Raw genomic sequence first — 22,098 nt, 5'->3', positions numbered from 1 at the left:
GTTCTGTGACGGGAGCGCCCGGGGGCGGGGCTTCGGGTTCTGTGACGGGAGCGCCCAGGGACAGGGCCGGCGGGGCAGGGCTTCGGATTCTGCGGCGGGAGCGCCCGGCGGGTCAGGGCTTCGGGTTCTTCGGTGGGAGCGCCCGGCGGGTCAGGGCTTCGGGTTCTTCACCTTGAACGGCTGGTCGAACGCGGAGAATTCGACCGTCACGGGGGTGGCGGGGCCGGTGCCGTCTCCCATTCCGCCGCGCGGGAGGCGCAGCCTCAGCAGGAAGGGCCTTCCTTCGGTGGCGATGTCCGCCGTCCACTTCCCGTCGCGCGAACCGCCGGTGACGGTCAGGGCGGGGGTGCCGGAGCCGGGCGTCGGCGTCCGTTCCCTGCGGGCCGTTCCGGTCTTCGGCGCGAGGAGGCCGAGGAAGGTCTCCCGGTCGCAGTAGCGCTCGGCCAGTCTCGCGTGCCGGTCGGCGGCGGTGGGGCCGACCCAGCGTCCGGCGAGGTTCTCGGCCGGCGCGGTGGAAGCCGATCGCAGCATCGCGGCGTCGGAGCGGACCCGGACCGCGCCGCCCGTCCGCACCAGCTCCATGGTGCCCGCCGCGCCCATGGAGAGCGTGACCGTGCACTCGCCCCGGATGTCCGTGGCCACGAAAGCCTCGACCGGGCCCTCGGGGGAGGCCGCCTCCACCGTCATGCGTACGGACTTGGCGGCGCGGGTCGTCGCCAGGGCCTTGTCGGCGACCTCGGGGGCGGTCAGCCGGGCGTAGGGGGCGGTGGTGTCGGGTGCGTCGTCCGGAAGCAGGCCGCAGGCCGTCGCGAGGGCGAGGGCGGTCGCGGCGCTCAGGGTGGCTGCCGAGGCGCGGGCGGGAAGGCGCATGGTGGGCGGCTCCGGTCTCTCCGGTTCGTTCTCTCCGGTCGGTTCCGGCCGGTTGGTTCCGACCAGCCGGCTCCGGCCGGTTGCTTCTGGCTGGTCGGCCCTGGCCGGTCGGATCTCTCCGGCTCCGGTCTCTCCGGTCTCGTTCTCTCCGGTCTCGTTCTGGTCGGTTCGTTCTGTCCCGTTCCAGAAGGACGGTCAGAGCTTCAGGTCCCACTGCGTGGCGTCGTACGTGAAGCCGGGGTTGACCTCGACCGTCAGGTTCTTGGCGTCCGCCGGAGTGTCGAAGGCGAACTGGACGGTGACCTTCTTGCCCGGCAGGACCGTGCCGCTGAAGCCCGCGCCCACCTTGTTGTCGAAGATCTGCTCGGCGTCCACGCCGTCCTGGCCGGCCCGGGCCGAGACGCTGACGAGCGCGGAGTCGAACTTCTCCTTGCCCGCGTTCTCGATGACGACGGCGACCCGGTATGCCTTCTGGCCCTTGGTGTGCCCGGCGGCGTACGCGTCCGGGGTGTACGAGGTGGCGTCGCCGACCGTGACCGTCAGATCGTCGTCGTACACGGCCGAGTCGCCGGCCTCCAGCGCCTTTCCGGTGTCCTTCTTCTTGCCCGCGTCGCCCTTGTCCGCGCCCCCGCCCTTCGCGGAGTCCGCGCCGGGCTTCGGCTTCGCGGAGGCCGTGGTGTCGGACACCGCCTTGTTGAGGTCGTTCACGGCGTCGTCCACCGCCTTGAACGTGATCACCGCGCCCACCACCGCGAGGACCAGCGAGATCAGGCCGAGCACGGCGCCGAAGGTCGCCATCCCCTTGTTGGTGGCCTCTCCGCGCTTCGCCCGGCCCCGGCCGGACAGGCCGAGGATCAGGGCGATGAGGCCCAGGATGCCCGCCAGCCAGAACATGAACGGGATCAGCCCGGACACGGCGCCGATGACACCCAGGACGAGGGCCGCGATGCCCAGTCCGTTACGGGCCGGACGTGCGCCCGGCATCTGGGCGGGGGCGTACGGCTGCTGGGGCTGCGGGGACTGCGGCGGCTGCGTGAACTGGGACATGGCTGTGCCCTCCGGCGAAAGCAGAAATGGATGGTGAGCGGTTCCGTGCGTCGCTCGTGTGCATCGCCCTGCGCATCGGCTTGTGCGGCGATGGGTCAATAACAGCAGAGCTTGTGAACCGAGTCAACACGGTTCACGGAGAATGGATTGATGCACGCTGTGAATCGGTGTCGTGTGAACCTGGTCGGTATGCTCGCCGACAACCAGTACCGGGACGAGTGTCAGGACCAGGGAGACAGCCAGTGCCGGAGAACTCGACAGAGGTGACCGCGGCCGGGATCGCACGGCTGGCGGGGGTGGGACGTGCCGCGGTCAGCAACTGGCGCCGACGCCACGCCGACTTCCCCAAGCCCGTCGGCGGCACCGAGACGAGCCCGTCCTTCGCGCTCGCCGAGGTCGAGCAGTGGCTCCGCGACCAGGGGAAAATCGCCGAGGTCCCGCTGCGCGAGCGGGTCTGGCAGCAGGTCGCCGGGCACCCGGCCGGCGCGGTCCCCGCCCTGGTCCACACGGGCTGCGCGCTGCTGCTCCTGCGGACCAGCCCCAAGACCTGGCCGGAGATCGCCGCCGCACCCGACGAACGGGTGGCCGACGTGCTGTCCCTCGCCCTCGACAAGGCGCTCACCGCCCGCTTCGGACCGGCGACGCAGGACGACCGGGCCATTCACGCGGCGGAAGGCGGCCGGACCGTTCACGCGGCGGAAGGCGGCCGGACCGTTCACACGATGGAAGGCGGCCGGACCGTTCACGCGGCGGAAGGCGGCCGGGCCGTTCACACCCCGAGCGGCACCGAACTGCTCCCGTCCGTACCGCTGCTCCGCGCCGTCGCGGAACTCGCCGCCGGGACCGGGCCCGGGGAGACCTTCGAGTTCCTGCTCGGCCGTCAGCTGGACGCCAACCCGCGCCAGTACACACTCACCCCGCCCGGACTCGCCGAGCTGATGGCCGCCCTGGCGGAGGCGGGGGAGCGGCCCGCCCGCACGGTCCTCGACCCGGCCGCGGGCACCGGCGCCCTGCTGCGCGCCGTCGCCGCCCCCGCAGCCCTGTACGCCCAGGAGACCGACCCCGACCTCGCCGCGCTCACCGCGCTGAGGCTCGCCCTGCACACCGACACCGGCTGCGCCCTGGCGGCACGGACCGCCGACACCCTGCGCGCCGACGCCTTCCCGCAGCTCGCCGCCGACGCCGTGCTCTGCCACCCGCCGTTCAACGAACGCAACTGGGGCCACGACGAACTCGCCTACGACCCCCGCTGGGAATACGGCTTCCCGGCCCGTACCGAGTCCGAACTCGCCTGGGTCCAGCACGCCCTGGCCCATCTGCGCGAGGGCGGCACCGCCGTACTGCTGATGCCCCCGGCCGCCGCCTCGCGCCGCTCCGGCCGCCGGATCCGCGCCGACCTGCTGCGCCGCGGCGCCCTGCGCGCCGTCATCGCGCTCCCGGCCGGCGCCGCGCCCCCGTACGGCATCCCGCTGCACCTCTGGGTGCTCCGCAAGCCCGGCAGCGGGGCGCACCCCGCGCCCGAACTGCTGCTGGTCGACACCGCGGAACCCGCCGAACCGGCCTCGGGAGGGCAGCCTTCCGCGACCGGCGGGCGCGACCGGCTCGACTGGCAGGCGGTGCGCCGCACCGTGCTCGACGCCTGGCAGTCCTTCGAGGGCTCCGCCCCGGCCGCGGCCCGCACCGGCGCCGGCCGCGCCGTCCCCGTCATCGAACTCCTCGACGACGACGTGGATCTGGCCCCCGCCCGCCATCTGCCGCCCCCGGCCGCCGCGGGCGGCCCCGGCGAGCTGATCCGGGTACGGGAACGGCTGGCCGAGACGCTCGGCCGCACCGGCGCCCTCACCCCGCCCGCCGTGACCCTCTCCGACCCGGCCCACTGGCCCCTGACCACCGTCGGCGAACTCGCCCGCGCCGGCGCACTCCAGCTCCGCACCGGCGGCTCCGGCACCGGCCCGGGGCCCGTACTCACCGAACACGACGTCCTGGGCTCCACCGCCCCTTCGGGAAGCCTGCCCACCGACGGGCCCCCCGAGGAACCGGTCCTCGTCGAACCCGGCGATGTCGTCGTCCCCGTCCTCGGCGGCGGATCCGCCGCCCGCGTCATCGACGACGCCACGGCGGGCGCCGCGCTCGGCCGCAACCTCCAGCTGCTGCGCCCCGATCCGGCCGCCCTCGACCCCTGGTTCCTGGCCGGCTTCCTGCGCGGCACCGCCAACAACCGCCAGGCCAGCAGCTACGCCTCCACCGCCACCCGGCTGGACGCCCGCCGCCTCCAACTGCCCAGGCTGCCGCTCGCGGAGCAGCAGCGGTACGGGGAACGGTTCCGGGCCCTGGCCGAGTTCGAGGACGCCCTCAGGCTGGCTGGCCGGCTCGGCGGACAGCTCGTACAGGGGATGTACGACGGGCTGACGGACGGCACGGTCGCCCCGAAGTGAGGTGAACCACAACGGTTCCGTACAACCCGGGGCCGGTTGTCGGTGTCGCCCTTTACGCTCGGATCTGCGCACACGGAGCGTGTGCGCGGATGTTCAACGACCAGGTCTCCAGGAGCAGCCATGTACGCCCCGGGTCATCCGCCGACGCCGCCGCGCCGGGTTCCCAGCCGGGCCTGGATCGTCTCGATGCGCGTGCTGTTCGGCGTGCTCTCGGTGGGCTCGGTCGGGCTGCTGCTGTGGAGCCCGCTGCTCCGGCTCGCGATCGTGCGCCGCCGGGCGTCCGACTGGTGGCTGACCGGAGCCGGGTTCGTGTTCGTCTGCGTGCTCCTGCCGATCCTCGGCAGGGACGGCAACGACGAGCCGAGCGGCATCGACAACGTCCTGATCCCGCTGCTGCTGGTGGCGATGCTGGGCTCGTTCGCGTACTACCTGGTCGGGGACATCCGCCACTACGAACGGCTGACGAAGCCGCACCCGACGGGCGGCTACGCGACCGCCCCGCCGATGCCGGGATACGGATACGGGTACCAGTACGCGCCCACGGTGCCGACGCGAATGCCCGCACCCGCACCCGCATTCTCACCTGCACCCGTGCACATGCCCATGACCGCTCCCGCGCCGGCTCCCGCGCCCGCTCCCACGCCCGTCCCGTCACCTCCGTCCCTGCCCGCACAGCAGCCGCCCACCGCGCCGAAGCAGCAGCCCCAGCCGGCCTCCTCGCCCCAACCCCACCCCCAGCGCATCGACCAGGTCCGTGCCGAGCTGGACGAGCTGAGCGACTACCTCCGTAAGGAGGAGGGCCGGTGAACGGGCGTCTCATCGGCGGGCGCTACCAACTGGCGACCCTCCTCGGCCAGGGCGGCATGGGCCAGGTCTGGACCGCCTACGACCAGCGCCTGGACCGCCGCGTCGCGGTGAAGCTGCTCCGCCCCGACCGGGTCACCGGCCCCATCGACAGCGAGGCCGCGGACGAGCTGCGCCGCCGCTTCGTCCGCGAGTGCCGGGTCACCGCCCAGGTCGACCACCCGGGCCTGGTCACCGTCCACGACGCGGGCAGCGACGGCGACGACCTGTTCCTCGTCATGCAGTACGTCGAGGGCGCCGACCTCGCCGACCATCTCGCCGAACACGACCCGTACCCCTGGCAGTGGTCCGTCGCGGTCGCCGCCCAGCTCTGCGCCGTCCTGTGCGCCGTGCACGCGGTGCCGATCGTCCACCGCGACCTCAAGCCCCGCAACGTGATGGTGCGTCCGGACGGCACCGTCACCGTTCTCGACCTGGGCGTCGCCTCCGTCCTGGACACCGACACCACCCGGCTCACCCACACCGGTTCACCGATCGGCTCCCCGGCCTACATGGCCCCCGAGCAGGCGATGGGCGGCGCCGTCGGCCCGTACACCGATCTGTACGCCCTCGGTGTACTCCTGCACGAACTGCTCAGCGGCGAGGTGCCGTTCGCCGGGTCCACCGCCCTCGGCGTGCTCCACCGCCACCTCCACGAGCCGCCGGTCCCGGTCCGCCGGATCAGGCCCGACATCCCCGAGCCGCTCGAAGCACTGGTGCTGCGGCTGCTCGCCAAGGACCCGCAGCACCGCCCCTCCGGCGCTCAGGAGGTGTACGAACACCTCGCCCCGCTGCTTCCCGCGCCGGGCACCGGGCTCTCCGTCGGACCGCTCGACCCGACCCGCCCCTTCCTGCGCCCGCACGCCCCGTGGCCCGACCGCACCGCCGCCCGGCCGCAGCCCCCGTCCCCGCCGCCGGGCCGGCCCGCGCCCACGGCCGCCCGGCCCGATGTGGCCGCCGCCGTCGACGACGTCAAGAAGCTGCTCGGCGAGGGCCGGATCACCCAGGCCGTGGACATCCTCGGCTCGATCCTCCCGGTCGCCGCCGAACAGCACGGCGAGGACTCCGCCGTGGTCCGCATCCTGCGCAAGCAGTACGCGGCGACGCTGATGGACGACGGCCAGTACCGCCGCGCCCTGCCCGAGCTGCGACGGCTCGCCGACGACCGCGCGGCGGAGGCGGGCCCGGCCGACCCGCAGACCCTCCAGTTCCGCCACGACGCCGCCCAGTGCCTGGAACAGCTCGGCGAACCGGCCGCCGCGCTCGCCGGGTACCGCGAGGTCCTCCCGTACTTCGAGAACCACCGCGCCACGGGCGGCGATCCGGCCCGCGCCTTCGAGATCCGCAACCGCATCGCGCACCTGCTGCTCGCGCTCGGCGACCACGTGACCGCGCGGGTCCAGCTCCAGGCGCTGCTGTACGACGCCGAGCGGGCCTACGGGCCGCACCACCCGCTGCCGGTGGAGCTGCGCCGCAGGCTCGACCGCCAGGTGGAGGTGCGGGGCGGCTGACGGCCGGACCGCCCCGGTCAGACCTCCACGGTCTCCGGCGCCCCGGCGTGCTGCCGCTCCCGTTCGGGCCCGGGCCGCCCGGCCTCCGACCTCCGCCGCCGGTACCCGAGCAGCAGCCCGCCGAGTACGAGAACGGCCAGCGCGCCCGCCCCGGCCACCGCACCCGCCCGCAGCCCCGGGGGCCGGAACGTGCAGTCGACGGATCCGCCCCGGGCCGGTGCCGGAGTGGCGACCAGGCCCAGATAACTGTCGGCGGGACGGCCCTGGCAGCTCCAGCCCGCGATCCGGGGCGCCGCGAGCACGACCGTTCCGGTGGTGCCGGGCGGCAGCTCGGCCCGTACGCCGTGGTCGGTGACGTGCACGGCGCTCGCGCCGGTGCGCTTCAGCCCGGCGACCGCCGAGTCCAGCCGGGCCCGGTCCAGACAGCCGACCGCCCGATGCGGCACGGTCCCGGCGCGCACCGGGGTCAGCGTGACCCGCACGCTCCCGGTCCCGCCGACCTCGCCCAAGCGGTGCATCGCGGCCCGCCTGGCCGGCAGCTGTCCCTTGAACTCGACCTCAGGACCCTCACCCAGCCGTGCCCGGCCGAACATGTCGGGCGCGAACAGATACGCCTCGGTGCCCGCCGGACAGGTGGCGGTCAGCGTGTACGTGCCGCGCCCCACCCGGTAGTCGTACGCCCCCTTGTCGCCCACCGCGCCGCCGTCCGCCGCGCTCAGCGCCGTCGTCGGGACCGTGTAGACCCGCGAGCCGAGCAGCTGCTCCTGGTTCCGGAACGGCGAACGGCCGTACGCCACCGGCGCGCCCGGCCCGCGCACCGTCACCAGCGGCGGCGTCCCGGCCCGACTCACCGTCACCGGCCGGTCATCCGTACCGCCCATGCCCGTGCGCCCGGCCCCCTGGTGTGGATCGCGCGGCCCGCGCACCCGCGCGCCGACCGAGAAGACCGCGTCCGTGACCGGGTTGTCGAGGCTCTGCACGGCGCGGCCGTTGGACGTCCACCCGCCGCCGAGCGCACGCATCGTGCGGGTCAGCACGGCGGGCGTGTGGCTGCTGTAGTACTGGCCGCCCTGCCCGCCCACCAGCAGCGGATCGTTGGCGGTGGTCTGCTCCCGGCCGGGGTCCGTGCGATAGGCCGGCCAGCCGTCGGCGCCCGCCACCACGGCGGCCTGGGTCCGCTGCCGTTCGCCCCAGGGCGCGTAGTCGTCGAGCCGGTTCAGCCGCTCCCGGTCGAAGTACGCGGTGCTCGCGGCGGCCTGCCCGGCCTGTGCGCCGATCAGCAGCACGGCGGCCAGCGCCGCGAGCCTGCGGCCCCGCCCGACCAGCACCAGCGCGCAGGCAGAGGCCACCAGACCCAGCCCGAACAGCGGATACGTCCACCCGGTGACCAGGTCGCTGAAGCCCGCCCCGGCCGCCAGCAGCACCAGGACCGCGCCCCCGCCGATCAGCGCCCGCCGCTCCGGCCGGCCGTACGAGACCGAGACCCAGGCGGCGATCACCACCAGCCCGGACAGCACGAACGTCTGCCGGTACGGGCTGCCGTTGGGCGTGGTGAAGGCGTGCCACAGCAGATGCGTCGGCTGCCACTGCAACGACAGCGCGACGCCCGCGACCAGCCCCACCCACGTCCACCGCTCGCGCCCCGGCACGGCCCGCTGGAAGGCCAGCGCACAGAGCAGCAGCAGGGTGCCGGTGCCGAGGAAGAGGGCCGGGGTGAAGAAGCTGTACGTGGCGGGCAGCAGCCGGGCGAGCACATCGGACCAGGCGGCGGGCGCGAACGGGCGGTCCCAGCCCGGGTAGGCGTGCTTGGTCCCCAGGTAGACGGGGAGCAGCACGGGTGCCGAGAGCCCGATCCCCACCCCGACCGTGCAGACGGCCCGCACCAGCCCCCGGACCACCGCCCGCCGGTCGTCCCGCTCGGTGAAGAACCGGACGGCCAGCACCAGGGCGGCACCGAGCGTCGCCATGTACGCCGTGTAGAAGTTCGCCGCCCACACCACCGCGACGAGCAGCGGCCCGGCGATCCGGTGCCGTCCCGTACGCGCCCACTCCGCGACCAGGCAGAGCAGCGGCAGCGCGACCAGCCCGTCCAGCCACATCGGGTTGTACGAGGCCTCGGCGACCGACCAGCCGCACAGCGCGTACGAGGCACCGAGCGTCCCTGCCGCCCACCAGCGCCCGCCGCGGACCGTCAGCAGGAACAGCGTCATCAGCGCCGCGGCCGACGCCATCTTCAGGACCGTCACCACATAGACCGCGAGATCGATCCGGTCGCGCGGGAACACCCCGACGAGCAGCGCGAACGGGCTGGTCAGATAGGTGCCGAGATCCGGCAGGAAGCTCGTCCCGTACCCGGAGGACCAGTTGAGCAGCAGCCCGCCGTCCGCGTTGCCGTGCAGCAGGTCCCACAGCCGGGCGTGGAACGGCACGAACTGATTGCCCAGGTCGTTGACGCTGCGCGTGTGGGGCCCGAACGGGAAGACCCGCGCGACGGCGTCACCCGCGCAGACCGCTGCGACGGTGAGCAGCGCGGCGAGCGAGCCCGCGCACAGGCGGGGGCGGGAAGTCGGCATACGCAGGAATATGCCAGCCTCGAACGTGCAACCCCGTCCCGAATTGGGTCAGTTCACGCAATGGACGCCCACCGGTCATGTGCTGCATCGAGTTCCGACATCTGGCCGGGCTGATGTACTTCCGTGCTGATCTCGCTGGTGGTGCCTTGTTTCAACGAGGAAGAGATCCTCGAACGCTTCCATGAACGCGTCACGGACGAAATGGCCGGGCTGGGACATGAATTCCAGCTGGTCTTCGTCGACGACGGCAGTGCGGACCGGACCCTGGTGATCCTCCAGGAGCTGGCCGCGGCGGACCCGCGGGTCCGCTATGTCTCCTTCAGCCGCAACTTCGGCAAGGAGGCCGCCATGCTGGCCGGCCTCCAGCACGCCGAGGGCGACGCCGTCGTCATCATGGACGCCGACCTCCAGCACCCGCCCGAGCTCGTGGGCCGGATGCTGGAGGAACACGCGCGGGGCCACGACCAGGTGATCGCCCGCCGCACCCGCAAGGGCGACCGGGTCACCCGCACGCTCAGCGCCCGCGCCTACTACTGGCTGATCAACCGCCTGGTGGACGTGGAACTGGTCGACGGCGTCGGTGACTTCCGGCTGCTCTCCCGCCGCACCGTCGACGCGGTACTGGCACTCACCGAATACAACCGGTTCTCCAAGGGCCTTTTCGCCTGGGTGGGATTCCGCACCACGACCTTCTCCTACGAGAATGCCGTGCGTGAACAGGGAAGTTCCGCCTGGACCTTCGGAAAGCTGCTCAATTACGGTCTCGACGGGCTGCTGTCCTTCAACAACAAACCGCTGCGCGCCGCGCTCTACCTCGGCATGCTGCTGCTGTCGGTGGCCTTCGCCTATGCTGCGTGGATCGTCGGCGTCGCCCTGGTGCAGGGGGTGGACACCCCCGGCTACGTCACCCTCATCGTGGTGGTCACGGCACTCGCCGGGGTCCAGATGGTGATGGTCGCAGTGGTCGGCGAGTACGTCGGCCGCATCTACTACGAGGTGAAGCGGCGCCCGCACTTCCTGGTCAAGGCCACGAACACCGGGGCATCGCGACAGATACGGGAACCCCAGGAGTTCGTACGCCGATGACGGTCACCGCACAGATGGCCCGATTCGCCCTCGTGGGAGTGGTGAACACCGGCACGTACTACGGCTGCTATCTCGTCCTGCTGACGGTGCTGCCCTACATCGCCGCCCATGTGATCGCCTTCGTGCTGAGCATGATCGGGTCCTTCTTCCTGAACTCCTGGTTCACCTACCGGACCCGGCCCACCTGGCGGAAGTTCCTGCTCTTCCCGCTCACCAACGCCGCCAACTTCGTCATCACGACCGGCGGCGTCTATCTGCTGGTCGGCCTCGCCGGGTTCAGCAGCCGGTACGCGCCGCTGGTCGCGGCCGCGGCGGCGATCCCGATCACCTTCGTCGTCTCGCGCACGATCATGCTTCGGCCGGACACCCCGGCCGCGGCGGCCGAACGCGTGCCCTGAGCCCCGCCGGGACGGTGCCCGGCCGGGCCCACATCCCCAACTCCTCCCGAATCGTTGGTCGAATCGGTGGCCCCAGCCGTGTCCACTGCCTAACATCGATCACCGCAAGGTCTTGTGCACTGATGCACAAACTCTCCCCGGGAGGCTCCTTTGCACCGCCGCCGTCGCACCGCGCTCACCGTCTCCGCCGCCCTGCTCGCCGGCGCCCCACTCCTGACCGCCTGCGGCAGCGAGGCCCACCCGGGCGCCGCGGCCGTCGTCGGCGGGGACCGGATCGAGGTCTCCACGCTGCAGGGCCAGGTGGCCGCCGTACGCGAGGCGCAGCGCGATTCGAAGGACGCCGCCCAGCTCATCGACAAGTCCGGCCAGCTCAGCCGGGCCAAGCTGCACGGAATGATCTTCGACCGGGTCCTGGACCGGGCCGCCCAGGACGCGGGCGTGTCCGTCAGCCGCAACGAGATCCAGCAGATGCGCAGGGCGGCGACCGCCCAGTCCGGCGGCGAGGAGCGGCTGCGCACGGCGATGCTCCAGCAGAGCTGGGTGGCCCCCGACCAGATCGACGCCGTCCTGCGCGAGCAGGTCCAGCTGACCAAACTGGCCCAGGCGCTCGGCGCGGACCTCCAGCAGCCCGCCGGTCAGCAGGCCGTGGGCGAGGCGCTCGGCAAGGCGTCGAAGGCCCTGCGGGTCGACGTCAATCCGCGCTACGGCAGCTGGGACAACAAGCAGACCCAGCTCGCCGACTACAAGGCCCCCTGGATCAAGCGGGTCACCAGGCCGGCCGGCGCGGAAGCCGAGGCCGGGGCCTGACCGGCCGCGGCGGGGCGGCCGGTGCGACCGGGGTAGATTCGAACGGTGAACGCTGAAGACCCCGGCCGTATCGTTCTGCTCACCGCCAGCCACCGCGTCGCGCCCGGACTCCTGTCCTGGCCCGCCTGGCAGACGCTGCACGCCGCGGACCGGGTGCTCTGCGCCGAGCCGGACCACCCGCAGCTGCCGTACCTGCGCGAGGCGGGCGTCACCGTCGAGCACTCCGCGCCCACCGCGCAGGAGCTCGTCGATTCCTGCGCGGGCGGCCGGAGCGTCGTCGTGGTCACCGGCGGCGAGGGGGACCAGCCGCTGACCGACGGGCTCGCCCGGCTCGCCGGTTCGGGCCGGGTGCGGATGCCGGACCTGGAGCTGCTGCCCGGCTCGTACGACCTGCCGGGCGCCCGGCTCCTCGATCTGGTGCAGGTCATGGACCGGATCAGGCTCGAATGCCCGTGGACCTCGCAGAAGACCCACGAGGGCCTCGCCAAGTACGCCATCGAGGAGGCGTACGAACTCGTCGAGGCGATCGAGGACGGCGACCGCGACGAGCTGCGCGAGGAACTCGGCGACGTCCTCCTCCAGGTCGTCCTCCACGCCAGGATCGCCGAGGAGGACGAGCAGGAGCCGTTCTCCGTGGACGACGTGGCCGCGACCCTCGTCGAGAAGCTGATCCACCGCCACCCGCACGTCTTCGGCGACGAGAGCGCCGAGACCCCGGAGGACGTGCACGCGCACTGGCTGCGCACCAAGGCCATCGAGAAGCAGCGTGACTCGGTCACCGACGGGGTCCCGCTCGGCCAGCCCGGCCTGGCGCTGGCGGCGAAGCTGGCCGGCCGGGTCCGTACCGCGGACCTCGACGTGCCGCTCCCCACCGGCGACGGCATCGGTTACGAGCTGCTCGCCCTCGCCGTACGCGCCGAGCGGGACGGCATCGACCCCGAAGCCGCACTGCGGGCCGCGGCCCGCGCCTACCGGGACGCCATCAGGGCGGCGGAGGGCAACGAGTGACGCCGGAGGGCGATGCCCGGCGTCCGGGGGCGGCGGATAACGTCAAGGGGTGAACCACAGTCCCGCCGACCGCCCCGCCGATCCGCCCGCCGCCTGCCCCGCCGGCGCCCCCGAACTCTTCACCTGGGAGTTCGCCACCGACCCGTACCCGGCGTACGCCTGGCTGCGTGAGCACAGCCCCGTGCACCGGACCACGCTGCCCAGCGGCGTCGAGGCATGGCTGGTGACCCGGTACACGGACGCCCGGCAGGCACTCGCCGACACCCGGCTCTCCAAGAACCCGGCGCACCACGCCGGGCCCGCGCACGCCAAGGGGAAGACGGGCATCCCGGGCGAGCGCAAGGCGGAGCTGATGACGCATCTGCTGAACATCGACCCGCCGGACCACACCCGGCTGCGCCGCCTCGTCTCCAAGGCGTTCACCCCGCGCCGGGTCGCCGAGTTCGCCCCGCGCGTACAGGAACTGACGGACCGCCTCATCGACCGCTTCATCACGGAGGGGAAGGCGGACCTCATCCACGACTTCGCCTTCCCGCTCCCCATCTACGCGATCTGCGACCTGCTGGGCGTTCCGCGCGAGGACCAGGACGACTTCCGGGACTGGGCGGGCATGATGATCCGCCACGGCGGCGGCCCGCGCGGCGGGGTGGCCAGGTCGGTGAAGAAGATGCGCGGCTATCTGGCCGAACTGATCCACCGCAAGCGGGAGAACCCGGGCGACGACCTGATCTCCGGGCTGATCCGGGCCGGCGACCACGGCGAGCACCTCACCGAGAACGAGGCCGCCGCCATGGCCTTCATCCTGCTGTTCGCCGGATTCGAGACGACGGTCAACCTGATCGGGAACGGCGTCCACGCGCTGCTGCGCGAACCCGGTCAGCGCGAACGGCTCCAGCTCTCCCTGGACGCGGGGGAGAGCGGACTGCTGGAGACCGGCATCGAGGAACTGCTGCGCTACGACGGCCCGGTGGAGCTGGCCACCTGGCGGTTCGCCACCGAGCCGCTGACGCTCGGCGGACAGGACATCGCCGCCGGGGATCCCGTACTCGTGGTGCTCGCCGCGGCCGACCGCGACCCGGAGCGCTTCGAGGACCCCGACACGCTCGACCTCGCACGGCGTGACAATCAGCACCTCGGATACGGGCACGGCATCCACTACTGCCTGGGAGCGCCGCTCGCCCGGCTGGAGGGACAGACCGCGCTGGCCACGCTGCTGAACCGCCTTCCGGACCTGCGACTTGCGGTGGAACCTGCCGATTTGCGGTGGCGTGGCGGGCTCATCATGCGCGGACTCCGCACGCTTCCCGTGGAGTTCACCCCGGGGTCCGCCCACGTGAAAAGTGACACTCTGTCAACTCTGTGACTTTCACGTGATCTGCGCTGCATCGACTTGTGACTCCCGTTCGAACCCGGCTAGGTTCACCGTTCGACTCACCAGTCACCTGTCAGCTACCCGGAAGGCAACCCCATGGGCTCCGCGAACGGCAGACACCGTCGCCCCCGTCAGGCACCCGCCATCGTCGTCGCCGCGGGCGTGACCGGATCGGCCATCGCCATCCCGCTGCTCGGCGCGTCCGGCGCACACGCGGCCGACGCCCAGACCTGGGACCGGGTGGCCGAGTGCGAGAGCGGCGGCATGTGGAGCGCCGACCTCGGCAACGGCCTCTACGGCGGCCTCCAGTTCTCGCAGGAGACGTGGAAGGCGTACGGCGGTTCGGCGTACGCGGAGCGCGCCGACCTCGCCAGCCGGGCGCAGCAGATAGCGGTGGCCGAGAAGGTGCTGGACGACCGCGGCCCGAAGGCCTGGCCCAGCTGTGCGGTCATCTCCGGGCTCGCCGTGGACGGGACGCTGCCCGGAGTGGACCCGGGCTCCGTGCCCGCCGACGAACCGACCGGGAGCGCGAAGCCGTCCGGCGACGCGTCGGCGGACCCGTCCGGCGACGCCACACCGTCCGACAGCGCCTCCGGCAGCGCCTCCGACGGCACGGACGCCGTGGACGGCGCCGACGGCCCGGAGAAGGCCGATGGGCCGTCAGGGAAGACCTCGCCGTCCCCGAAGCCCTCGACCACCCCCTCCCCGGACGCGTCCACCGGCGCCCCCTCCGGAGCGCCCGACGCCTCCGGCTCGCCCGACGCGTCCGGCGGCACGGGCGGCAAGCACCGCGGCGCGCCGGCCGCGGAGAAGGGCGGCGGCACGGGCGGCGGCGGCCGCGAGGCGGGCCGTCATGCCTCGCGCGGCGGCGGCGACGCGCGCGACACGGCCGACACGCCCGCCGACGGCACGTACACCGTTCACGCCGGTGACAACCTCTGGTCGATTGCTGATGCACAGAACATCCCCGGTGGCTGGCCCGCGCTCTACGAGGCCAACAAGGCTGCTGTCGGCGCCGACCCGGACCTCATCCTCCCTGGCCAGAGCCTCGATCTCGACGTGAAAGCCAAGTGAGGACAGTCTGATAATCGACTAAAAGCACCCTCAAAATCGGGGCAGTTCAGGGACCTATGTCCGCTTATGCGTAAGTGAGACATGGGTCTCTTTGCGTCAACTGGCGTGTCGCGCCCGGGGAGCCCTTCCGCATCACGTCCGACCTGCGGAAACGATGGTTCTTCAGATGCAAGTACGGGCTGATTGTCCGATGTGTCCATCTTTGAATGTGAGGGTTGCGTATGTTTACGGTCGGAACCGCTCGCACCGCGGGCCCCGTCGACCGTCACGCCGAATCCTGCCGTCGGTCGAAGGGAACAGACGCGTAAAGCGCCGTAGGCAGGAGCGGGGGACCCAGGTAAGCGCCGGGCCCGATCGTCGAAAGACGCATCAGGACCGGCTTGGGGTGAAGTCGCGTGCTAGGACGTGCGACCGGGCAACTCACTTGGCCCGAACCCGACAGCTCACCTCGTAGGCGTCGGTGAGGAGAAGTTCCATGCTGCTTTCCAGCAAGGGCAAGCACCGCCGCCCGTCCAAGGCCGTCCGTATCGCCACGCTCGCCGGTGTCGCCGGTGCCGCAGTCGCCGTGCCCCTGATGGGCGCGACCGGCGCCTCCGCCGCCTCCGTCGCCACCTGGGACGCCGTCGCCCAGTGCGAGTCCGGTGGCAACTGGTCCATCAACACCGGCAACGGCTACTACGGCGGTCTGCAGTTCTCGCAGTCCAGCTGGGCCGCCGCCGGCGGTACGCAGTACGCCGCCCGTGCCGACCTGGCCACCAAGGCCCAGCAGATCGCCACCGCCGAGAAGCTCCTCGACATGCAGGGCCCGGGTGCCTGGGGCTGCGCCGGCGCCGGCAACCTGACCAACGACGGTGTCGACCCGGGTGTCAGCACCGGCTCCTCGAACTCCACCGCGAACTCCGGCGCCTCCGAGCAGCAGAGCGCCCCGAAGCAGCAGTCGCAGCCGGCCCAGCAGGCCCAGCCGAAGCCGGCCGAGCGCACCGAGGCCCCCGCCGCCTCCCGCTCGGACCGCTCCGCCGCCCCGCAGGCCGAGTCGAAGAAGACCGTCACCACCCCGACCGGCGAGAAGGTCAAGAAGGGCGACGGCGAGTACAAGGTCGTCTCCGGCGACTCGCTGAGCAAGATCGCCGCCGACAACAAGGTCGAGGGCGGCTGGAAGCACCTGTTCGAGCTGAACAAGGACATCGTCAAGGACGCCGACCTGATCTACCCGGGTCAGCAGCTGCACCTGACGAAGTAGTCGCGGCTCTCTCCTCCCGGGCACCGCCCCGGTCCGGCGCGCGTTTCCCCGTGTGCGCCGGACCGGGGCACTGCCGTTCGCGCTCGGGGGAGCGCCGGATCGTTCAAGTGTTGTAGTTACTGGTCAGTAAATTTTTGGCTGTTTGCCCGGCAATGTGTGCCCTCGGGCCCTTTTTCGTCCCAGGGGTCGGGCGGTCGGCCGACTGATCGGGCCGGGCCGGTTAGGCTCTTGTCGCAAGGCCAAAGCGACCCTGCACAACCAGCGTCATATCCCAGAAGGAGATGCCTCGTGCCGTCCATCGACGTCGTCGTAGCCCGGGAAATCCTCGACTCCCGCGGAAACCCCACGGTCGAGGTAGAGGTCGGCCTCGACGACGGCAGCACGGGCCGTGCTGCCGTTCCGTCCGGCGCCTCCACCGGTGCGTTCGAGGCCATTGAGCTTCGCGACGGTGACCCCAACCGCTACCAGGGCAAGGGCGTCGAGAAGGCCGTCCTCGCCGTGATCGAGCAGATCGGCCCGGAGCTCGTCGGCTACGACGCCACCGAGCAGCGGCTGATCGACCAGGCGATGTTCGACCTGGACGCCACCGAGAACAAGGGCTCGCTCGGCGCCAACGCCATCCTCGGCGTCTCGCTGGCCGTCGCCCACGCTGCCTCCGAGGCCTCGGACCTGCCGCTGTTCCGCTACCTCGGCGGCCCGAACGCGCACCTGCTGCCCGTTCCGATGATGAACATCCTCAACGGCGGCTCGCACGCCGACTCCAACGTGGACATCCAGGAGTTCATGATCGCGCCGATCGGCGCGGAGTCCTTCTCCGAGGCGCTGCGCTGGGGTGCCGAGGTCTACCACACGCTGAAGAAGGTCCTGAAGACCAAGGGCCTGTCGACCGGTCTCGGCGACGAGGGCGGTTTCGCGCCGAACCTGGAGTCGAACCGCGCCGCCCTGGACCTCATCGTCGAGGCCATCAAGGAAGCCGGCTACGCCCCGGGCAAGGACATCGCGCTCGCGCTCGACGTCGCCGCGTCCGAGTTCTACAAGGACGGCAAGTACGAGTTCGAGGGCAAGTCCCGCTCGGCCGCCGAGATGACCGAGTACTACGAGGAGCTCGTCTCCGCGTACCCGCTGGTCTCCATCGAGGACCCGCTGTACGAGGACGACTGGGCCGGCTGGAAGGTCATCACCGACAAGCTCGGCGCCAAGGTGCAGATCGTCGGCGACGACCTCTTCGTCACCAACCCGGAGCGCCTGGCCCGCGGCATCGAGGAGGGCTCCGCCAACGCCCTGCTCGTCAAGGTCAACCAGATCGGCTCGCTGACCGAGACCCTGGACGCCGTCGAGCTGGCCCAGCGCAACGGCTTCAAGTGCATGATGTCGCACCGCTCGGGCGAGACCGAGGACGTCACCATCGCCGACCTCGCCGTCGCGGTGAACTGCGGCCAGATCAAGACCGGCGCCCCGGCCCGCTCGGACCGCGTCGCCAAGTACAACCAGCTGCTGCGCATCGAGGAGATCCTCGACGACGCCGCGGTGTACGCGGGCCGCTCGGCGTTCCCGCGGTTCAAGGGCTGACAAGCCCGGCGGGGGCAAGTGCCCCGGCCTCCGTCCGTCCCCGCACTCGGTCCCGTACCGTGTGCGGGGACGGACGTGCGTAGTGGGGAGGCGGAGACATGGCCGCGAAGGACCGGGACCGGTTCTCCACCGCGACCCGGCTGCGACTGCTCGGCGAGCAGACCGCGGCCCGTGTCTACCGGTCCCAGAACCGCCGCCAGGCCCGCCGCTCACGGCTCACCGGCCGGGCGGCCTTCCTCGCGCTGGTCGTCTGCTCGCTGGTGGTCGCGCTCGCGTATCCGATGCGGCAGTACGTCTCGCAGCAGGACGAGATCGCGGACCAGGAGCGGCTGGCGCAGGACGCCAAGGCCCGTACCGAGGAGCTGCGCGACGAGAAGGCGCGCCTCCAGGACGATGCGTACATCCGGCAGCTGGCCCGTACGCACCTGCACTACCTTCTTCCCGGGGAGACCGGTTACACGGTGATCGACCCCGACGCGGTCAAGGAGCGCGAGGGCAGGACGGACGAGTCCGGCCGGCCGTGGCACTCCAACCTCTGGGACGGCGTGGACAGCGCCGACCGCGACTGAATCCCTTCATCCATCTGCAGAACCGCAGTTCGAGCAGCCCGATCAGAACCTAGGCAGGCATGGAAACGCCCCCTCCCCAGACCGAGTCCACCGCGCCCACCGAGGCGGACATCGCCGCGTTCCAGCAGCAGCTGGGGCGTCCGCCGCGCGGTCTGCGCGCGATCGCGCACCGCTGCCCGTGCGGCAACCCGGACGTGGTCGAGACGCAGCCCCGGCTGGAGGACGGTACGCCGTTCCCGACGACGTACTACCTGACCTGCCCGCGTGCCGCGTCCGCGATCGGCACGCTGGAGGCGAACGGGGTCATGAAGGAGATGACCGAGCGCCTCGGTACGGACCCCGAGCTGGCCGCCGCGTACCGGGCCGCGCACGAGGACTACATCGCCCGGCGCGACGCGATCGAGGTGCTGGAGGGCTTTCCGAGCGCGGGAGGCATGCCGGACCGGGTGAAGTGCCTGCACGTCCTGGTGGGGCACTCGCTGGCCGCGGGGCCGGGGGTGAACCCGCTGGGGGACGAGGCGATCGCGATGCTGCCGGAGTGGTGGCGCAAGGGGCCGTGCGTCTCGCCGTGCGGCGCGCCGGAGGAGGACTGACCGTTCGCACGGGGGCTCTGCCCCCGGACCCCCGCTCCTCGATCGCCGGAGGGGCCTGGTTCTGCTCCTTGTCCGTCGCAGGGGCTCGGTTTGCTCCTCGTCCGTCGCAGGGGTTTGATCTGCTCCTCGTCCGTCGGAGGGGCCTGATGTGGGCTCTGCCCATGATTCTGGAGCGTTCATGACCCGCGTGGCCGCCATCGACTGCGGTACCAACTCCATCCGTCTGCTCGTCGCCGACGCGGATCCGTCCACCGGTGAGTTCGTCGAGCTCGACCGGCGGATGGAGATCGTCCGGCTCGGGCAGGGCGTCGACCGTACCGGCCGGCTCGCCCCCGAGGCGCTGGAGCGGACGTTCGCGGCCTGTCGGCAGTACGCGGCGGTCATCAAGGAGCACGGGGCGCAGCGGATCCGATTCGTCGCCACCTCCGCCTCCCGCGACGCGGAGAACCGGGACGACTTCGTCCGCGGGGTGCTGGAGATCCTGGGCGTCGAGCCCGAGGTGATCAGCGGTGACCAGGAGGCCGAGTTCTCCTTCACCGGAGCCACCAAGGAGCTCGCGGGCCGCGATCACCTGGCGAAGCCGTATCTCGTCGTGGACATCGGCGGCGGCTCCACCGAGTTCGTCGTCGGCGACGACCACGTGCGGGCCGCGCGTTCCGTGGACATCGGCTGCGTACGGATGACCGAGCGGCACCTCGTGCGCGACGGCGTCGTGACCGACCCGCCGGACGACGGGCAGGTCGCCGCGATCCGGGCCGACATCGACGCCGCCCTCGACCTCGCCGAGGAGAGCGTTCCGCTCGCCGGGGCCGCCACCCTCGTCGGGCTGGCCGGGACGGTCACCACGATCGCCGCGATCGCCCTGGGGCTGGAGGCGTACGACTCCGAGGCGATCCACCACTCCCGGATCTCCGTCGAGCAGGTCCGGGAGATCACCGGACGGCTGCTCGGCTCCACCCACGCCGAACGGGCCGCGATCGGCGCGATGCACCCGGGACGGGTCGATGTGATCACGTCCGGGGCGCTGATCCTGCTCGCCGTGATGGAGCGGACCGGGGCCCGCGAGGTCGTCGTCAGCGAGCACGACATCCTCGACGGAATCGGCTGGTCGATCGCCTAGAGCGACCGCGTGCGGCCCCCCGGACGGGGCGCTCACGCGTACCTTGGCCTGCACCTTTGAGCCCTTCCCGACCCCTCGGACGGTGGTTCCCGGGGCGCGGCGCGACGAAGTTCGTGAACTTCTTCACAAGGAATTCGGCTCTGTGGAGGGAAGTTCTGCTCCGGATGGGCATCCGGGGCCGCTCGCAAGGTCGTTGAGAGGTCGCGCGGAAGTGTTCCGGACGCGTTGCCGGCAGATGTACCGGAGTGGTGGTTCACCCTGTCCGGAGGGCCAAGGGCCAGCTCACAAGCGGTGAACAACGTTCGCCGTCACGCCGTGGTTCCCCTGTGGCGTCATGACCTGGGTCACGTGGGCGGCGAAGTGTAGCAGAAGGGGGCCCCAACCTTGTGAAGGGGCTCACGAGCATGCCCTCGGAGGGGGGTGGATACTCGATGGCATGAGCACCACGGAGCGTCCCAGGATCCTCGTAGTAGGCGGTGGGTACGTAGGCCTGTACGCAGCTCGGCGCATCCTCAAGAAGATGCGCTACGGCGAGGCGACCGTCACGGTCGTCGACCCCCGGTCGTACATGACCTACCAGCCCTTCCTCCCCGAAGCTGCTGCCGGCAGCATCTCGCCTCGGCATGTCGTCGTCCCGCTGCGACGCGTCCTGCCCAAGGCCGAGGTCCTCACCGGCCGCGTCACCACCATCGACCAGGACCGCAAGGTCGCCACGGTCGCGCCGCTCGTCGGCGAGGCCTACGAGCTGCCCTTCGACTACCTGGTCATCGCGATGGGGGCGGTCTCCCGCACCTTCCCGATCCCCGGCCTCGCCGAGCAGGGCATCGGCATGAAGGGCATCGAGGAGGCCATCGGCCTGCGCAACCACGTCCTTGAGCAGCTGGACAAGGCCGACTCGACGACCGACGAGGACGTCCGCCGCCGGGCCCTCACCTTCGTCTTCGTGGGCGGCGGGTTCGCCGGTGCGGAGACCATCGGCGAGGTCGAGGACATGGCCCGCGACGCGGCGAAGTACTACACGAGCGTGAAGCGCGAGGACATGCGCTTCATCCTCGTCGACGCCGCCGACAAGATCCTTCCCGAGGTCGGCCCGAAGCTGGGCACCTGGGGCCGGGAGCACCTGGAGTCCCGTGGCGTCGAGGTCTTCCTCTCGACCTCCATGGACTCCTGCGTCGACGGTCACGTCGTGCTGAAGAACGGCCTTGAGGTCGACTCCAACACCATCGTGTGGACGGCCGGCGTGAAGCCGAACCCGGCGCTGGCCCGCTTCGGCCTGCCGCTCGGTCCGCGCGGTCACGTGGACACCTCCGAGAAGCTCCAGGTGCAGGGCACCGACTACATCTGGGCCGCGGGCGACAACGCCCAGGTCCCGGACATGGTCGGCCGCAAGGCAGGCAACCCGAACGCCTGGTGCCCGCCCAACGCCCAGCACGCGCTGCGGCAGGCCAAGGTCCTCGGCGACAACGTCATCTCCGGGATGCGCGGCTTCCCGCAGAAGGACTACAGCCACGCCAACAAGGGTGCCGTCGCCGGTCTGGGGCTGCACAAGGGCGTCGCGATGATCGTCATGGGCAAGATGAAGATCAAGCTCAAGGGACGCCTCGCCTGGTACATGCACCGTGGTTACCACGGCATGGCGATGCCGACCTGGAACCGCAAGATCCGGATCTTCGCCGACTGGACCCTTGCGATGTTCCTCAAGCGCGAGGTCGTCTCGCTCGGCGCCATGGAGACGCCGCGCGAGGAGTTCTACGAGGCCGCCAAGCCGGCCCCGGCGCCGGCCGCCGCCAAGGCCGAAGGCGAGAAGGCCAAGGCCTCCTAGTCCGCGCGCGGGCCCACTCGCCCGCGCGGCAGTACCTGTACGACGCCCGAAGGGGCCGTCCGCCATCCGTGGTGCGGGCGGCCCCTTCGGCGTATCCGCGACCAAGTGTGTGTGGCATACAGCTATTTTGCCGTTCCATTGCGCTGTAGCGGGATGGCGGG

Annotated in this window: 18 protein-coding genes and 1 riboswitch; of the genes, 15 read left to right on the top strand and 3 right to left on the bottom strand. The window is 71.7% G+C overall.

All coding sequences use genetic code 11. From position 1 onward, the window contains the following. Window positions 1–150: 150 nt before the first annotated feature. Both ACGF8B_RS22475 and ACGF8B_RS22470 read right to left on the bottom strand, forming a co-directional pair. Window positions 151–870 carry a hypothetical protein gene (locus ACGF8B_RS22475; protein ID WP_392741245.1) on the bottom strand — a complete coding sequence of 240 codons (720 nt, stop codon included), beginning with the start codon at window positions 868–870 and terminating at the stop codon, window positions 151–153. Window positions 871–1,065: 195 nt separating this feature from the next. Further along, complete coding sequence (locus tag ACGF8B_RS22470) at window positions 1,066–1,917, bottom strand: DUF4190 domain-containing protein (RefSeq protein ID WP_392741242.1); 852 nt, start codon at window positions 1,915–1,917, stop codon at window positions 1,066–1,068. 242 nt (window positions 1,918–2,159) lie between these two features. Here ACGF8B_RS22470 and ACGF8B_RS22465 point away from each other — a divergent pair, with 242 nt between their 5' ends. From ACGF8B_RS22465 to ACGF8B_RS22455, 3 genes are all read left to right on the top strand, one after another. Continuing rightward, window positions 2,160–4,352 (top strand): N-6 DNA methylase, encoded by a 2,193-nt coding sequence (locus tag ACGF8B_RS22465; protein ID WP_392741239.1) that lies wholly within the window; start codon window positions 2,160–2,162, stop codon window positions 4,350–4,352. A 120-nt stretch (window positions 4,353–4,472) separates the two neighbouring features. Next, complete coding sequence (locus ACGF8B_RS22460; protein ID WP_392741237.1) at window positions 4,473–5,159, top strand: hypothetical protein; 687 nt, start codon at window positions 4,473–4,475, stop codon at window positions 5,157–5,159. Then, the gene (locus ACGF8B_RS22455) at window positions 5,156–6,706 is read left to right on the top strand and encodes a protein kinase (protein WP_392741234.1); all 1,551 of its coding nucleotides are present in this window, start codon (window positions 5,156–5,158) and stop codon (window positions 6,704–6,706) included. The genes ACGF8B_RS22460 and ACGF8B_RS22455 overlap by 4 nt, the downstream gene beginning before the upstream one ends. 17 nt (window positions 6,707–6,723) lie before the next feature. Here the strand turns inward: ACGF8B_RS22455 and ACGF8B_RS22450 are convergent, their stop codons facing one another. Beyond that, window positions 6,724–9,279, bottom strand: a complete 2,556-nt coding sequence (locus ACGF8B_RS22450) for a YfhO family protein (protein WP_392741231.1) — start codon at window positions 9,277–9,279, stop codon at window positions 6,724–6,726. 123 nt (window positions 9,280–9,402) lie between these two features. Here ACGF8B_RS22450 and ACGF8B_RS22445 point away from each other — a divergent pair, with 123 nt between their 5' ends. The 12 genes from ACGF8B_RS22445 to ACGF8B_RS22390 all read left to right on the top strand — a co-directional run bounded on the left by ACGF8B_RS22445 (window position 9,403) and on the right by ACGF8B_RS22390 (window position 21,937). After that, window positions 9,403–10,365, top strand: coding sequence for a glycosyltransferase family 2 protein (locus ACGF8B_RS22445; RefSeq protein WP_392741228.1), 963 nt, complete (start codon window positions 9,403–9,405; stop codon window positions 10,363–10,365). Next, window positions 10,362–10,763, top strand: coding sequence for a GtrA family protein (locus tag ACGF8B_RS22440; protein WP_392741225.1), 402 nt, complete (start codon window positions 10,362–10,364; stop codon window positions 10,761–10,763). Before ACGF8B_RS22445 ends, ACGF8B_RS22440 begins: the two co-directional genes overlap by 4 nt. Before the next feature lie 150 nt (window positions 10,764–10,913). After that, a complete protein-coding gene (locus ACGF8B_RS22435) occupies window positions 10,914–11,570 on the top strand; it encodes a SurA N-terminal domain-containing protein (RefSeq protein ID WP_392741222.1) in 657 nt (218 codons plus the stop codon). 45 nt (window positions 11,571–11,615) lie between these two features. Then, entirely contained in the window at window positions 11,616–12,578 is a 963-nt protein-coding gene (locus tag ACGF8B_RS22430; protein ID WP_392741219.1) for a nucleoside triphosphate pyrophosphohydrolase, read from the top strand. A gap of 49 nt (window positions 12,579–12,627) precedes the next feature. Further along, the gene (locus tag ACGF8B_RS22425; protein ID WP_392741216.1) at window positions 12,628–13,941 is read left to right on the top strand and encodes a cytochrome P450; all 1,314 of its coding nucleotides are present in this window, start codon (window positions 12,628–12,630) and stop codon (window positions 13,939–13,941) included. Between the two features lie 105 nt (window positions 13,942–14,046). Beyond that, entirely contained in the window at window positions 14,047–15,024 is a 978-nt protein-coding gene (locus ACGF8B_RS22420; protein ID WP_392741214.1) for a transglycosylase family protein, read from the top strand. 300 nt (window positions 15,025–15,324) lie between these two features. Next, a riboswitch (cyclic di-AMP (ydaO/yuaA leader) is annotated at window positions 15,325–15,496 on the top strand. 3 nt (window positions 15,497–15,499) lie between these two features. Beyond that, a complete protein-coding gene (locus tag ACGF8B_RS22415; RefSeq protein ID WP_392741211.1) occupies window positions 15,500–16,264 on the top strand; it encodes a transglycosylase family protein in 765 nt (254 codons plus the stop codon). 288 nt (window positions 16,265–16,552) lie between these two features. Then, window positions 16,553–17,833: a phosphopyruvate hydratase gene (eno, locus tag ACGF8B_RS22410; RefSeq protein ID WP_266418369.1), complete on the top strand. Its 1,281-nt coding sequence runs from the start codon at window positions 16,553–16,555 to the stop codon at window positions 17,831–17,833. Between the two features lie 98 nt (window positions 17,834–17,931). Next, a complete protein-coding gene (locus ACGF8B_RS22405; RefSeq protein ID WP_259930753.1) occupies window positions 17,932–18,402 on the top strand; it encodes a septum formation initiator family protein in 471 nt (156 codons plus the stop codon). Window positions 18,403–18,461: 59 nt separating this feature from the next. After that, the gene (locus ACGF8B_RS22400) at window positions 18,462–18,995 is read left to right on the top strand and encodes a DUF501 domain-containing protein (protein ID WP_392741206.1); all 534 of its coding nucleotides are present in this window, start codon (window positions 18,462–18,464) and stop codon (window positions 18,993–18,995) included. A gap of 178 nt (window positions 18,996–19,173) precedes the next feature. Continuing rightward, entirely contained in the window at window positions 19,174–20,115 is a 942-nt protein-coding gene (locus ACGF8B_RS22395) for an exopolyphosphatase (protein WP_392741203.1), read from the top strand. Window positions 20,116–20,551: 436 nt separating this feature from the next. Further along, window positions 20,552–21,937, top strand: a complete 1,386-nt coding sequence (locus ACGF8B_RS22390; RefSeq protein WP_266915429.1) for an NAD(P)/FAD-dependent oxidoreductase — start codon at window positions 20,552–20,554, stop codon at window positions 21,935–21,937. Window positions 21,938–22,098: the final 161 nt, after the last annotated feature.

The sequence above is a fragment of the Streptomyces sp. NPDC047917 genome (assembly GCF_043204345.1).
GTDB classification, from domain to species: domain Bacteria; phylum Actinomycetota; class Actinomycetes; order Streptomycetales; family Streptomycetaceae; genus Streptomyces; species Streptomyces sanglieri.
This window is presented reverse-complemented; position numbering and strand designations above follow the sequence as displayed.

What these genes read in the sequence shown, in the direction of transcription:
- ACGF8B_RS22475 (WP_392741245.1), bottom strand. Translation starts at nt 870, where the DNA reads ATGCGCCTTCCCGCCCGCGCCTCGGCAGCCACCCTGAGCGCCGCGACC.
- ACGF8B_RS22470 (WP_392741242.1), bottom strand. Translation starts at nt 1,917, where the DNA reads ATGTCCCAGTTCACGCAGCCGCCGCAGTCCCCGCAGCCCCAGCAGCCG.
- ACGF8B_RS22460 (WP_392741237.1), top strand. Translation starts at nt 4,473, where the DNA reads ATGTACGCCCCGGGTCATCCGCCGACGCCGCCGCGCCGGGTTCCCAGC.
- ACGF8B_RS22450 (WP_392741231.1), bottom strand. Translation starts at nt 9,279, where the DNA reads ATGCCGACTTCCCGCCCCCGCCTGTGCGCGGGCTCGCTCGCCGCGCTG.
- ACGF8B_RS22440 (WP_392741225.1), top strand. Translation starts at nt 10,362, where the DNA reads ATGACGGTCACCGCACAGATGGCCCGATTCGCCCTCGTGGGAGTGGTG.
- ACGF8B_RS22420 (WP_392741214.1), top strand. Translation starts at nt 14,047, where the DNA reads ATGGGCTCCGCGAACGGCAGACACCGTCGCCCCCGTCAGGCACCCGCC.
- ACGF8B_RS22415 (WP_392741211.1), top strand. Translation starts at nt 15,500, where the DNA reads ATGCTGCTTTCCAGCAAGGGCAAGCACCGCCGCCCGTCCAAGGCCGTC.
- ACGF8B_RS22405 (WP_259930753.1), top strand. Translation starts at nt 17,932, where the DNA reads ATGGCCGCGAAGGACCGGGACCGGTTCTCCACCGCGACCCGGCTGCGA.
- ACGF8B_RS22400 (WP_392741206.1), top strand. Translation starts at nt 18,462, where the DNA reads ATGGAAACGCCCCCTCCCCAGACCGAGTCCACCGCGCCCACCGAGGCG.
- ACGF8B_RS22395 (WP_392741203.1), top strand. Translation starts at nt 19,174, where the DNA reads ATGACCCGCGTGGCCGCCATCGACTGCGGTACCAACTCCATCCGTCTG.
- ACGF8B_RS22390 (WP_266915429.1), top strand. Translation starts at nt 20,552, where the DNA reads ATGAGCACCACGGAGCGTCCCAGGATCCTCGTAGTAGGCGGTGGGTAC.